11 protein-coding genes are annotated in these 13,195 nt (G+C 49.2%); 3 read left to right on the forward strand and 8 right to left on the reverse strand.

The window, feature by feature from the left end; all coding sequences use genetic code 11:
- Nucleotides 1-42: 42 nt before the first annotated feature.
- The 7 genes from OXH00_05505 to OXH00_05535 form a co-directional block, all read right to left on the reverse strand.
- Entirely contained in the window at nucleotides 43-1,245 is a 1,203-nt protein-coding gene (locus OXH00_05505; GenBank protein MCY3740456.1) for an acetate/propionate family kinase, read from the reverse strand.
- 301 nt (nucleotides 1,246-1,546) lie between these two features.
- Nucleotides 1,547-1,957 carry a helix-turn-helix domain-containing protein gene (locus OXH00_05510; GenBank protein ID MCY3740457.1) on the reverse strand — a complete coding sequence of 137 codons (411 nt, stop codon included), beginning with the start codon at nucleotides 1,955-1,957 and terminating at the stop codon, nucleotides 1,547-1,549.
- 133 nt (nucleotides 1,958-2,090) lie between these two features.
- Complete coding sequence (locus OXH00_05515) at nucleotides 2,091-2,579, reverse strand: DUF3368 domain-containing protein (protein ID MCY3740458.1); 489 nt, start codon at nucleotides 2,577-2,579, stop codon at nucleotides 2,091-2,093.
- The gene (locus OXH00_05520; GenBank protein MCY3740459.1) at nucleotides 2,560-2,868 is read right to left on the reverse strand and encodes a UPF0175 family protein; all 309 of its coding nucleotides are present in this window, start codon (nucleotides 2,866-2,868) and stop codon (nucleotides 2,560-2,562) included. Before OXH00_05520 ends, OXH00_05515 begins: the two co-directional genes overlap by 20 nt.
- A gap of 317 nt (nucleotides 2,869-3,185) precedes the next feature.
- Nucleotides 3,186-6,455: a PDZ domain-containing protein gene (locus tag OXH00_05525; protein ID MCY3740460.1), complete on the reverse strand. Its 3,270-nt coding sequence runs from the start codon at nucleotides 6,453-6,455 to the stop codon at nucleotides 3,186-3,188.
- A gap of 383 nt (nucleotides 6,456-6,838) precedes the next feature.
- Nucleotides 6,839-7,645 carry an ABC transporter permease gene (locus OXH00_05530; protein ID MCY3740461.1) on the reverse strand — a complete coding sequence of 269 codons (807 nt, stop codon included), beginning with the start codon at nucleotides 7,643-7,645 and terminating at the stop codon, nucleotides 6,839-6,841.
- Nucleotides 7,646-7,648: 3 nt separating this feature from the next.
- A complete protein-coding gene (locus OXH00_05535) occupies nucleotides 7,649-8,494 on the reverse strand; it encodes an ABC transporter ATP-binding protein (GenBank protein MCY3740462.1) in 846 nt (281 codons plus the stop codon).
- A gap of 196 nt (nucleotides 8,495-8,690) precedes the next feature.
- Here OXH00_05535 and OXH00_05540 point away from each other — a divergent pair, with 196 nt between their 5' ends.
- From OXH00_05540 to OXH00_05550, 3 genes are all read left to right on the forward strand, one after another.
- Entirely contained in the window at nucleotides 8,691-9,740 is a 1,050-nt protein-coding gene (locus tag OXH00_05540) for a sugar phosphate isomerase/epimerase (protein ID MCY3740463.1), read from the forward strand.
- A gap of 107 nt (nucleotides 9,741-9,847) precedes the next feature.
- Nucleotides 9,848-11,008 carry a Gfo/Idh/MocA family oxidoreductase gene (locus tag OXH00_05545; protein MCY3740464.1) on the forward strand — a complete coding sequence of 387 codons (1,161 nt, stop codon included), beginning with the start codon at nucleotides 9,848-9,850 and terminating at the stop codon, nucleotides 11,006-11,008.
- A 115-nt stretch (nucleotides 11,009-11,123) separates the two neighbouring features.
- Nucleotides 11,124-12,152, forward strand: a complete 1,029-nt coding sequence (locus OXH00_05550) for a Gfo/Idh/MocA family oxidoreductase (protein ID MCY3740465.1) — start codon at nucleotides 11,124-11,126, stop codon at nucleotides 12,150-12,152.
- A 187-nt stretch (nucleotides 12,153-12,339) separates the two neighbouring features.
- Here OXH00_05550 and OXH00_05555 read toward each other — a convergent pair whose 3' ends face one another.
- Nucleotides 12,340-13,107, reverse strand: a complete 768-nt coding sequence (locus tag OXH00_05555; GenBank protein ID MCY3740466.1) for a LamG domain-containing protein — start codon at nucleotides 13,105-13,107, stop codon at nucleotides 12,340-12,342.
- Between the last annotated feature and the right edge of the window lie 88 nt (nucleotides 13,108-13,195).

Raw genomic sequence — 13,195 nt, forward strand, 5'->3', positions numbered from 1 at the left:
TTCTTTTTCTAAGAGCGAGCGGCACCCGCGACTTCCATCAATTCAATTACCCGCTTTGAGAACCCTTGCAGTTTCACGCGACACAATTAATTCTTCATTCGTAGAGACAACCAGAATCTTAGCACGACTCTTATCTGCTGAGAGGTCTGTCTCACCCGTCGCTTGTTCATTTTTCACGGCATCCAAATGAATACCGCACCACTCAAGTCCTTCGCAAATCTTCGCGCGAGTTGTAGCACTTTTCTCCCCGATACCCCCCGCAAAAGCGATCACATCTACACCACCCAGCGCGGCGATATACGCGCCAATATACTTCTTCACGCCATAAACGTAAGTATCCAGTGCCAAACGCGCATTATCATCGCCTGCGGCGATCGCTGCCTCTACATCGCGCATATCGCCACTCGTGCCAGAGATGCCCTTCAACCCCGAATCTTCAATCAGCTGACGACGAATCTCATCCGTAGAGTATCCCTCTTTATCGAGCATATACAACACGGCAAATGCATCTAACTCGCCACAACGGGTAGACTGAATCATTCCGTATTGCGTAGACGTTCCCATCGATGTATCAATAGACTCACCATCTTTGATGGCGCAGAGAGAAGAACTCCCACCGAGGTGGCACGAGATAATACGCAGCCCTTGTCCCGATTCTCGTCCGAGCAATTGCGGCACGCGTTCAGAGATATATCGGTGGGACGCGCCGTGGTAGCCGTAGCGACGAATGTCGTGTTGTTCTACCCAGAAGCGAGGCACTCCGAATTCAGCGGCGTAATCGGGAATCGTCTGATGGAACCACGTCTCAAAGACTGCAACGAGGGGTGTCAATGGCAGCAGCTCCTGAAAGGCGCGGATGGAGGCAATATAGGCAGGATTATGCATCGGGGCGAGCGGCGTGGATGCCTCCAGCGCAGCGATCACATCATCAGTAATCCGTGCCGAACGCCAATAGCCTTTGGCGAGAATAGTTTTGAATCCAACCCCGTCCAACTGTCCTAAGTCTTCAAAGCAACCGACTTCGGCATCGGTAATCAGTTCCATTGCGTGCGCGATTGCTGCCGTATGTGTTGGGGCATCAATTTCGCCTTCGCGCGCAGGTTTCCCCGGTACGGCATGCGTAAAGGCAGACGGCGAATTACCGATACGTTCCACACCTCCCTTGACGAGAGAGGTCGTGGTTTCCATATCAATAATTTGGTATTTGAACGAGGTACTACCTACGTTGGCACAGAGGATATGCATAGTATTTTCGTTCCTCTCTGAAAATAAAGATATATTTAAGGGAGTTCAACATTAGAATTCGAGTGTTCCGTAGGTTGGGTTGAGCGGTAAAAGACCAAGAACTCGTCAGTTTATACAGAGCATTTTGATTTTCGGTGCCGTTTAGATTGAGATGGCGAAACCCAACACCTAAAACGCTGCTGATGTAGGAATACGTTGGGTTTCACTCGGACCTTGGTAATTTTTAAGCTCTTCGGTGAATTTAAAAGTTATTTTCTTTCTAAGGCTTTCAGTAAGATAACCGTTCAACCCAACCTACGTGCTATTGTGACAAAGTGGGTGGGGGCGGTTCACCTATTTGCTCCACGCCTTTCTGCACAACCGCGTTTACGTCTGTTCCTTCTTCGCACTTGGGTTTAAAACGATGATCTGTGTCTGCTATGGGTTCAATCGAGAGCTGACATCCGAGTGCGTTGAAGATAGTGCTGAGCGTATCAATCCGCGGTGCTTCGTCGTTGGACAAAATGTCGGAGAGAGCTTCTGGAGCAATTTTAGTTTTCTTGGCAAGTACGGAAATCCCACCTTGTGATTCTACGACAGTCCGCAGTGCCAGCAGCAGCAAAGGTGTGTCACCGTCAACTTGGTATTCTTCAAGAGAGAACTTAAAATACCGAATTGCCGCCTCTTGATTGGCAGCAAACCGTTCAGTTAGATATGCGCGCCATGTTCTCATACGTTCTATGTTCCCTTGACTAAAACAGTTTTGGTTTCCGTATCAAGAATTTAATATTTTAACGAGTAACTGTCTATACTGGCACAGAGTATAGACATAGTGGCATTTTCCCCTTTACTAATTTCTGTTTTTATCATTCGCCTGCTTTCATCATTGCTTGGTAATAGAGATTTCGACTGATTCGTGTTCCGTGAGCGCGAAGGTCATCAAGGATCGGTCTGACAGTCGGAATCACGCCGCGGGTTTTGGCAATAAGCAAGATACCAACTGTCCCTATAACTGGCAATCCTCGCGCTATTGCTTCCCGTCGCGCAGCGTTATCATCAAGAACCGCCTGTTCAGCATTAATTTCTTGAGCAAGGATAATAGTCGCACATTCCCCTAAATGAAGCGAGTGTTGGCTTTGAAGAACCCTAACTTGATCAGCGTCTGTCACAGTTTGTCGGTGGATCCATTGGGCTTCTTCTACTTCTGCAGCACCGGGTTTCCCAGTTCCATCAATGACCACTTCAACGTAAACCTCCTCTGGAATAAGGATTGTACCGTACACCTCTAGAAGAAGATTCAACTGCTTGATTTTCGAGAGTTCAATTAACGGCGTACTATTCGTGACAACCTTCATTATCTTGACTATCCAAAACCTTCAAGGCAGTTTCAACTTCGGCTTCCAATTCTTCAGCGGTAACCTCAGCAAAAGGAGAAATTCCAGCCTCAGACATCAAGTCTGAGAGATCCCACCGAGAAATATCAAGGAGTTCTGCAGCTCTACCTGCACTGATATCCCCGTGCCGAAGCAGTTCAAGTACAAATGCCTCTTTCGCTTTACGTTCTGCATCAGTTTTATGTTGCAGAAAACTTTCAGCAATAGGAAGTGTGAATGTGAATTGGACTTCAACTTCTGTCTTTGCCATACAGACTACCTCACTCATCTATTTGCTTTTGGCAAATGCTGCCTTAAATCTAACGAGAAAAAGTTCACTTGCTCCGCCTCTCCCGCTCTTCGATAATAGCACGACTACCTATGTTATCCTCTGACTTACCCCTTCTTCCAATTGAAGCTGCTGGAGTTCTTCTGCCGTAAGGGTTTCAACATCTCCCACTCAAGTTGCTCAATTTTTATGATTAACTCCGTTATAGTCGGGACCATAAGTTTAATCCTCTTTATTTTTTAAGGGATGTGCCAGCAAGAGGCACATCCCTTTCCACGTATAACATTATACATATCATATCACGCTTTTGGGAGCGTGGGCAACGTTAAACGCGGACGCTCACCGAAATCGGGGAGTTCGGGTGGGTTCTCTTCCATCTGTCGGAGGAGTTCTTCGATTGCACGGTCAAGCTGCGGATCGGCATCAGTGATATAGTCCTGCGGACGATAATCTACCTCAATATCCGGATCAGTGCCGTAGTTCTCAACGCTCCAACCGACATCAACGAACCAAAAAGAATACTCCGGTTGCGTCGTACCGCCTCTATCCACAAACGTCTGATGCGGCGAAATACCGATAACACCACCCCATGTCCGTTTTCCGATGAGCAATCCTAACTCCATCAACTTGAAACAGTGCGAGAAAATATCACCATCGGAGCCAGCGTTCTCATTGGTGACAGCCACCATCGGACCCAAGACAGAAGCATCTGGATACGGATGCGGCGTACCCCAACGCGGCACGTCATACCCAATCCGCCGCCGAGACAACTTCTCTAAAAGCAGCTGCGAAACATGCCCACCGCCATTGTAACGCACGTCAACCAACAGACCGGGATAACTCACCTCTGTGAGAAAACCGCGGTGAAACTCCGCATACCCACGCCTCCCCATGTCAGGAATATGGACATACCCGACTTTACCGTCCGTCTTTTCGTGGACATATCGTCGATTCTGTGACACCCACTCACGATAACGTAGCTCGTGCTCACCGCCGAGCACTTTGAGCGTCACGACCCGTTTTTCGTCATCTTCCGCATTTTGGAATGTTGCTTGGACTTCCTGATTCGCGAGGCTCACGAGCAGCTCACCCGGCGAAACGGTTTCGCTGACACGTTGCCCCCCGATCGCAAGCAGAATATCGCCTTTACGGACATTAACGCCCGGTGCGTTGAGTGGCGAATCCTTCGACGCTTCCCAACCATCGCCACGTGGAATGTGCGTGATACGATACCCATTGCTCTCCGCATCGTAGGCAAAATCGGCACCGAGAAACCCCTGCGCATAGTTCGGTGAACTCCGGTAATCACCGCCCATCTCATACGCATGTGAAGTGCCAAGTTCACCCTGCATCTCCCACATTAGGTCCGAAAACTCACCGCGCGTCGCAATCCGATCAAGGAGCGGTAAATAACGCTGATACACATGCTCCCAATCCACACCGGACATATCCTCTGTCCAAAAGAAATCGCGCTGGAGTCGCCATGCCTCTCGATACATCTGGTGCCACTCGGCTGTAGGCACAACGGAGGCTTTGATACGATTGAGGTCGATCCACCCCGTTTGTCGGTTCGTTCCACCTCTACTTTCGGATTTCTCAACTTTCTTGCCAGCTCTGATAACACGCAAACGGTTTCCGGCTACATAAGCGAGCGTCTTAGCGTCGCGTGAGAGGCGAAAACCGTCAATACCGGAAACAAGCGTATCCTTCTTCTGTTCCTTGAAGTCGTAGACGTGAAGTGTGCCTCTGGGTCCATCACCGCTATCGCTACTGGGCGGTGTATCTTCTCCCGGAAACGCGGTAAAAATCACTTTGCCTTCAATACCGGCAATCTGTCCGTAACGTCCACGTGGATACGGGAATGCGACGACACGTTGTGAAATCCCTTCTACATCTATGGTGATTGGTTCAGGCTTATCCTTCTTCTTCTCAGATTTCTCGTCAGATGCCTTACCACCATCGTCCTGCTTTTCGTCCTCATCTTCCTTGTCCTTATCCTCTTTCTCCTCCTCAAGCGGACGCGGTTCCGGCACGAACGGATTCCCTAAAGTCTCCTGCAGAGTTATTAACAAGGGACGCATCGCCGTAGGAAAACCGAGATCAAAGTGGAGTGCATCGTAAACCGGATTGAATTCCCGATAGGAGAGGAAATAGAGGTATTTCCCGTCCGGATCCCATGCAGGTGCGAAATCGCTGAATTCAGATTCAGTGGCGAGCCAGGTCTCACCCGTTTCAATCTTGCAGAGTTTTATTGAGCGAGTCGTCTCTGTCGGTGCGAAACTATAGGCGCACCACTTACCATCAGGCGACCAAGACGCACCTCGAATGCTTTGATAATGACCTTTGTCAAGCGTACGGAGTTCGTGTGTCTTTAAATCAATGTGCAAAAGTTCAAAACGGTGATTAACGAGAAGCACAGTGTCATTTTCACCGCTTTCAGTTTGCGGAGAGACCGACAGTTCCCGGACATGTCCGATGTCAAGCGCGTCAAGGCGGACGACATCAGCACTGCCATCGCGAGTGTGAATCTCAAGTGCCTCTTCCCCGCCAGCATCTGAGATAGTGACAAGACGTTTACCGTCGTTAAGCCACTGTGTGAAGCGATAGCGCGCGCCATCACGCTCACCGTGCTGAAGGACTGCCCCTTCCCAATTTGCCATCGTAAAGGGTTTACCGCGGACTGTTACTGCTAACGCATGACCGTCTGGTGCTGGTGCGAACTCTTGCATGTACTCCGATGCCCTGACGAACTTTCGTTGTCGCTGGATACGCGGGCTTCGGAACTCAACATCAACGTGGGTTTCAGTGTCATTCTCAATATCATAAACAAACAGGTCCGCGCCAGCGTGATAGACAATACGTGTGCCATCCGTTTGTGCTAAACGGCAGTAGTAGGTATCTTGGTGCGTGTGGCGTTGAATGTTTTCACCGGTAGGCAGGCAGGAATATATATTCCCAACGCCTTCGTGGTCAGAAATAAAATAGATCCGTTCGCCGATCCACATTGGGGTCGTGAAATTACTGTCCACAGGATTGAGGGGCTGAAATTGCCCATCGCCTTCAATGTCTATCCAGAGTTGACCTGCCGTACCGCCGCGATAGCGTTTCCAGCGTGCGGGTTCTCGCGTCAACCTGCCGAGGACAACACCGCCGGTATCGCCAAAATCAATGTGGTTTGCGGGACCGTAAGGTAGGCGTTCTGGTTCTCCTCCGTCCGAACTAACTTTCCATATCCACGGATCAAATGCTAACCCCGCGCCGCTTGAATAGAGAATATCCTTCCCATTAGCATCCCAACCGACAACAGACACATTACTCCCCTGATAGGTAAGCCGTTTCGCTTCACCGCCAAGCGCAGGCATGATATACACCTCTGACGGTCCCTCTTCACGCCCGGAAAAAGCGAGCAATTCACAATCTGGTGACAAACGCGGTGAACCCGCAAGACCGAGATTCGACGTGAGCCGCCGCGCAACACCGCCTTCAACTGGCACTGTCCATAAATCATCTTCACATACAAAAACAATGGTATCTTGACATATTGTTGGGGATCTATAATATCCTGACATTCACGCCTCCGTGTTAGATAGTTACATTTACTGGTAAGGTCTGAAATCGCACCATAAGTGTCAATTTTAGAAAAAATAACTGCCTCGGTACCAGGTCCGGTAGGTTCGGTTTCCTAACCGAACCGGATTTTACATAGAAACCTTAAAGACTTCAAAAACCTCTTGAATCCTGTAGGGTTTATTTGCTTGGGTGTTTCTTTAAGTATCTCTGTAGAAAAACGGAACCTCACAGACCTAAGCCCCATAGGGGGTTTTTGATAGGGTGTTTCTTCAGCATTTGTAGAGACGTTCCCACAAAATGCCGTGAAAAGTCCCTAAATTGACACCTATGGTAAGGTCCGAAATCGCACCCTGAGATTTAAACGCAAAGCGGACATAACAACCTACCCGCTCCGCTTTAACCGCCCCACGCGTTTCGCGTACTTCTCACCGAGATGGAAAACCCAAAATCCGAGCGGGATGAGCAGCACACCGATGATAAGTAATAGAAACAAATTCCCTAATTGGCTCTCAAGCGATGCATTATCAAGCATCGCCGCCCGAATGGATTTGAGCGTATAGGTCGCAGGCGAAATTTTGGAAATCGGTTGGATCCATTCGGGTAATACCTCAATTTCATAGTAGATACCGGAGACCAACAGTAGCCCCGATTCGATGATACCTGTTGCAGCTTGTCCCTTTTCTGGCGAGAGTAAGGGGAAAATCGCTGCCATCAGACCGATACCGATGAAAGAGAGGCTTGAGATTGCAACAGTGACCATCATTGTCAACCAATTCGCGTTTCTTAAGTCAATGTGCTCACCGAAAAAGAGCGGCATTATCGCCAATACCAGACCGGTTCGCAAGAGTCCATATAGGATCGCAAAGAAGCAAGACCCGACGAGATGCGTGATCCGGTAGATCGGTGCCATAAAGGTATACTCAATCGTGCCTTCCCACCGTTCCCACGTAATCGCATCACTAACCTCGCGCATCATAATCGAGAGGAACCCCCAGATTAATGCGCCAATCACGAGGTAAAGCACATCTTTACTGCTGCCACGTCCTACCATAATCAAGCCGATTGTTAAGGCGTTGACAATAGAATAACTGAAAAAAAGTATTTCCCAACTCAGATACCGCTTCAACAGATTGAAGTTGCGTTCAATGAACGCATAGGAAACAATAGTTTCGCGTAGAAGACTCAGCACTACTTATTCGTCCTCCTCAATCTGTTTACCAGTCAACGCGATAAAGACATCTTCCAGCGTCGTAGGTGCACCGTTCTCTGATGGTGTATTAGCGATGAGTTCTTCAACAGTTCCCTCCGCGATAAACCGCCCTTTATCAATAATTGCGATCTTATCGCACAACTTTTCAGCTTCCACCATATCGTGTGTCGTCAACACGATCACAGCATTCCGCTCTTGACGGATCTCCTCAATAAAGGCTTGCACATCGCGCTTAGATTTCGGATCAAGCCCGGTTGTCGGTTCATCGAGCAGGAGGAGCATTGGCGTTGTCAGCAGCGCACGTGCAATTGCGACTTTTTGTTGCATGCCGCGCGATAGCTGCTCCATCTCCTCGTCCATCCGGTCCGCATCAAAGCCGAGCTTTTCTAAAATCCGTTTTGCTTTTCGCTCGGCTTCCGCGGCAGTGATGCCATAGAGACGGGCGGCATAAATGAGGTTTTCTGATGAAGAGAGCCGTTTAAAGAAAGAGGCTTCAACAGAGACGCGGTTCATTACTTGTCTCACTTTCAGACTATGTGTTACAACATCATCTCCGAAAACGTGAATACTGCCAGCATCAGGTAGAAGTAACGTCGAAATTAGACGAATCAGCGTCGATTTTCCTGAACCATTTGCACCGAGAATCCCATAGATTTCGCCGATGCCAACTTCCAGAGAAATATCGTCAACTGCGCGGATGACCTCTTTCTCTCGCTTGAAAAAGTTGAAAATCTTTTGATAAAAACGGAGTTTATTCTTCGTCCGCTTGGTGCGCTGAAAATGTTTCGTTACGCCGCGGACAGCCAAACCGTGGATAGGGTTTTCCAACACTTTGATTCCTTTCGCTAAACTGAACAATCCAAAACCCTTGACATTTCATAGGGACTTCTATATATTATACCCAAAGTTCATGAACATTTGGTAATTTATTTTTCGTCTATTCAAAACAGCGTGGTATATTTAACAACAACACTGATACCACTTATGTTGTTAGAACTTACACGAATACAAGAGCGGAGGAACAATGCCGAAAATCAAAGGTCCTGCTATCTTCCTCGCCCAATTCATGCGGGACGAGGCACCATACAACACTATAGAAAACATCGGACGATGGGTCGCGAGTTTGGGGTATAAAGGCGTTCAACTTCCGGGTTGGGACGAGCGTGTGCTTGACCTTGGGAAAGCCGCTGAATCCAAAACCTATTGCGATGAATTTAAAGGAACACTTAAGGAGATGGGGCTTGAAGCGACGGAAGTGGCGGGCTACCTCGCTGGACAGGTCTTGGCTGTACACCCGGCATACGAAGTCATGTTTGAGGCGTTCCACCCACCCGGCTTGCGCGGCGATGAAAGAACAACGTGGGCAACTGGTGAATTGACGAAATGTATCCACGCTTCAGTGAACATGGGACTGGATGTTATTCCGGTACTTTCAGGCGGTTTCGCGTGGCACACTGTTTATCCGTGGCCCCAACGTCCCGACGGCATTATTGAAGAGGCGTTCAAGGAACTCGCATCGCGGTGGTCACCGTTGTTGGATCTGGCACACGATAACGGCCAGGTCTTCGCCTACGAACTTCATCCGGGTTCAGATATTTACGACGGTGCGACATACGAGATGTTCTTGGATTATACGAACGACCATCCGGCTGCCTGTCTCAACTACGATCCGAGCCATTTTCTTCTCCAACAACTCGATTATATCGACTTCATCCGACTTTACGGGGAACGCATTCAGGGGTTTCATGTTAAGGACGCTGAATTCCGTCCGACAGGTCGGGTCGGGGTTTATGGTGGCTACCAATCTTGGGCTGGACGTGCCGCGAGATTCCGTTCACTCGGTGATGGACAAGTGGATTTCACGCAAGTGTTTACGCTCCTCACTGAAGCAGGCTACGACAGTTGGGCAGTCCTGGAATGGGAGTGCTGCGTCAAAAGTCCAGAACAGGGCGCGGCAGAAGGAGCACCGTTTATTGCCAAACACATCATCGAAACAACCGATGTCGCCTTCGACGACTTTGCTGGCGGCGAGACGGATACGGCGCGAAACCGAGACATCCTCGGCTTAAGTTGAAGATTACTTTGTCGGTTTCTGTTTAAAGGACGGTTCATACTTATCAGCAGGCTCTTTAACTGAATACTGATAACTGATAACCGATAACCAAACTGGAGTGAATCACTATGGAATCTTGGAAACGGAAATTACGGATGGGTATGGTAGGCGGTGGACAAGGCGCGTTTATTGGTGGCGTTCACCGCATCGCGGCCACGCTCGATCAGCAAATCGAAGTCGTCGCTGGATGCTTCTCGCGGGACCCGGAAAACACACAGATCACCGGGGCAGAGTTATATCTCACCCCAAACCGTTGCTATAACAGTTACGCAGAGATGGCAGCTGCCGAAGCAACACTTCCCGAAAATGAACGTATCGACTTCGTGAGCATCGTTACGCCCAATATCTCCCACTTTGAGATCGCAAAAACCTTTTTGGATGCGGGTTTCCATGTCGTTTGCGATAAACCGATGACTTATAGTCTTGAGGAAGCCGAGGCACTTGTTCAACTCGTTGAAAATTCGGGGCTTGTCTTCGCGTTGACACACAATTATACGGGGCATCCGCTCGTGCGGCATGCGCGGGCATTGTTCGCTGAAGGTTCAATGGGACAAATCCGTAAGGTTATCGTGGAATACCTTCAGGACTTTTTGATGGTGCCACACGAGAAACTCGGTCAGAAGCAGGCTGCATGGCGCGTGGATCCGGCACAGTCAGGTATCGGTGGCACGATGGGCGATGTCGGCACGCATTGCGTTAACCTACTCGAATACGTCACCGGCGACCCGATTACCGAACTCTGTGCTGATAAAAGCACCTTCCTTCCCGACAGAGTGCTAGATGAGGATGTCAATGCCCTGCTCCGTTTCAAAGGCGGTGGGAAAGGTGTTTTAAGCATAAGCCAGGTTGCTACTGGCGAAGAAAATGGACTCACCCTCCGCGTCTACGCCGAACAAGGCGCGGTGAAATGGGCGCAAGAGAATCCGAATTATCTCGAACTCTATCGTTATGGTGAACCGAGGCAGACGCTTACCCGCGGTCAGGGTTACCTTTCCGAGGCAGCAGCGGCAGGCGCACGGATTCCGACTGGGCATCCCGAAGGATATTTGGAGGCATTCGCGACGATTTATGTCGGTGTTGGCGAAGCCATCCGGCGATACATTGATGGCGACCCGATGGAAACCGAGGCTTACGATTTTCCAACAGTCTATGATGGATTGCGGGGTATGCAGTTCATTTACAAAGCGGTTGAGTCTTGTGAGAACAGCTCGACCTGGGTCACAATGTAAGTAGCTATCAGCCGTCAGCAGTCAGCAGTCAGAAAAGAGGGCTACGACGCGTATCATACACCTCTTACTGAAAGCCGATAGCCGACTGCTGACTGCTATTCAAAAGGAGACAAGCATGCAAGCACCTAACACTGAACCTTTCCGCGTTGGATTCCTGAACGTTGACTCGTATTCGCACATGCCGCTGTGGGCACCGCATATTAACCCACGCGCAGGCGAAAAAGACACGCCGTTCACAGGCATGCGAATTACGCACTGCTGGGATATTGAATACGAGAAGGCACAAGCGATCGCGGCAACTTACGGATGCGAAGTTGTTAAAAATTTTGATGACATGTTGGGAAAAGTAGATGGCGTGATCTCTGGTGGTTACTATAATCATCCGTGGAACCATATCCTCCACGAACCGTATCTCGAAGCAGGACTGCCGAACTTGATCAACCGCCCGTTTGCAAACTCACTCGCCAAAGCGCAGCAAATGGTTGAACTCGCAGAAAAAAGCGGTGCGACCATCCTTGCGCCGTCAAGCCATGAACATAACGATGCTATCTCGCGCGCGAAGGCATGGGCAAGCGATAAACAGGTCGTCTGCTACACGGCGACCAATTCGTTTGACGACTATCCGACACACGGGATTCACGGGGTCTATATGGTCTGCAAAGCGATCGCAGAAGCGGGAAACTCGGTCGTGTCAGTCGCCTACCGAGCCGACAGTTGGCATAGCCCACCCGGAGTTATCACTCTGGAGCATGTTGATGACAATGGACGACAATTTTACGGCACACTTCATCAAGTAAGCGGCTCTTGGGGCACAGTACAAATTCATACGCAGGAAGCCTATGGCGGCGAGAATTTTAGAATCCACACCGGCACCGGTTACCCCTATGACAAAACAGAAATCTGGTTGCCAACGATTTGGGCGTTCCAGAACATGGCACTCCACAACGAAATGCCGCAGACGTTTGATCAAATTATGCACAAAACGAACGTTTTCCTCGCAGGTTGGAAATCGGTACTGGAAAACGATGGTAAGCCTGTGAAATTAACAGATGTGGCTGAAGAATGGACGGCACCGGCTGAATTGCCAAACCATCCCGATCACGATACGGTCTCACTGTTTCAGAAAAAGTTCGGGGATGTCTAAATAGAGTACTTCGGATAGTAGGACTGATACAGAAACACTTAGGAAGGATGCTTTTATAATAGTAGGGGCTGGGTAACCCAGCCCTTACGAGCGTGTAATGTGGTACTCTCGCGGAGGGCGCACATATTTTCCGATTTTACTATAGTACACATCAACATGCAACAGGAACATCAATGCGCATAGAAATCTAACGCCACGCTTTGACACTTGCCCAAGTAGTTGCGAGTTTATCCGCGGGATCTACAGGTAAAGCAGTTAGGTCTTCCATGCTCCGCGCAATATCGTCTTCCGACAAAGCCCGATCCCAGACCGTCACCTCATCAATGATCCCGTTGAACTTTTGTCCGGTCGCGCCCCATGAGCCGACCATCGTATCACCAGCCGTTCCAAGGTACTCAATCCCCGCTTTGCCAGCGTCTTCTACGACTGACTTACCATCAATGTAAATTTGTCGGGATTTGCCTTTAACATCCAACCAGAAAGTGATATGGGCCCACTTGTCGGCTTTGACGGCGGCAGGTGCGTCAAGATCGTTGGCATAAAATCCCATGCGAACCGTGCCGCTGTTGTAGATACGATAATGTAGGCTTGTGTTCTGTGCGTTGACCTGCGTCTGTGAGAAAACGCACTGCTGGTCGGCACCGCTTAATGCTGGCTTGACCCACATTGTTACCGTAAAACTCTTTTCGTTGATTTCAATATAAGGTGCCTTGACTTCGCCTGCTTGCTCGAACCCCAAGGCTTTTCCGAATTTACCATCAACCCAATCCGCATCTCCGACGAGTTCTGCATCGTTTCCATGTGGGGAAAGATCTTCCATGGCTTTTCCCTTGCCTTCGTTGAAAGAAACATAGAGCAGTAACTCCTTATCCTTCAGGTCCAACGCTGTAGCACTGAAGGGCATCAGCACTAAGCCAGCGAGGATCAATGCGGAAAGTAATATCCGATATAGCATAAAAAGTGATCTCCTTTTAAATTAAGTGTAAGTGAAGTTTCTCTAACTAATTTCATACCCGTTCAGACTAACACAGAAATTGGCAAAT

It is taken from the genome of Candidatus Poribacteria bacterium (genome assembly GCA_026706025.1).
GTDB lineage: Bacteria > Poribacteria > WGA-4E > WGA-4E > WGA-3G > WGA-3G.

Bases quoted from the DNA above. Each gene is read 5' to 3' on its own strand.
- OXH00_05505 (MCY3740456.1), bottom strand. From the start codon at position 1,245: ATGCATATCCTCTGTGCCAACGTAGGTAGTACCTCGTTCAAATACCAA.
- OXH00_05510 (MCY3740457.1), bottom strand. From the start codon at position 1,957: ATGAGAACATGGCGCGCATATCTAACTGAACGGTTTGCTGCCAATCAA.
- OXH00_05515 (MCY3740458.1), bottom strand. From the start codon at position 2,579: ATGAAGGTTGTCACGAATAGTACGCCGTTAATTGAACTCTCGAAAATC.
- OXH00_05520 (MCY3740459.1), bottom strand. From the start codon at position 2,868: ATGGCAAAGACAGAAGTTGAAGTCCAATTCACATTCACACTTCCTATT.
- OXH00_05525 (MCY3740460.1), bottom strand. From the start codon at position 6,455: ATGTCAGGATATTATAGATCCCCAACAATATGTCAAGATACCATTGTT.
- OXH00_05540 (MCY3740463.1), top strand. From the start codon at position 8,691: ATGCCGAAAATCAAAGGTCCTGCTATCTTCCTCGCCCAATTCATGCGG.
- OXH00_05545 (MCY3740464.1), top strand. From the start codon at position 9,848: ATGGAATCTTGGAAACGGAAATTACGGATGGGTATGGTAGGCGGTGGA.
- OXH00_05550 (MCY3740465.1), top strand. From the start codon at position 11,124: ATGCAAGCACCTAACACTGAACCTTTCCGCGTTGGATTCCTGAACGTT.
- OXH00_05555 (MCY3740466.1), bottom strand. From the start codon at position 13,107: ATGCTATATCGGATATTACTTTCCGCATTGATCCTCGCTGGCTTAGTG.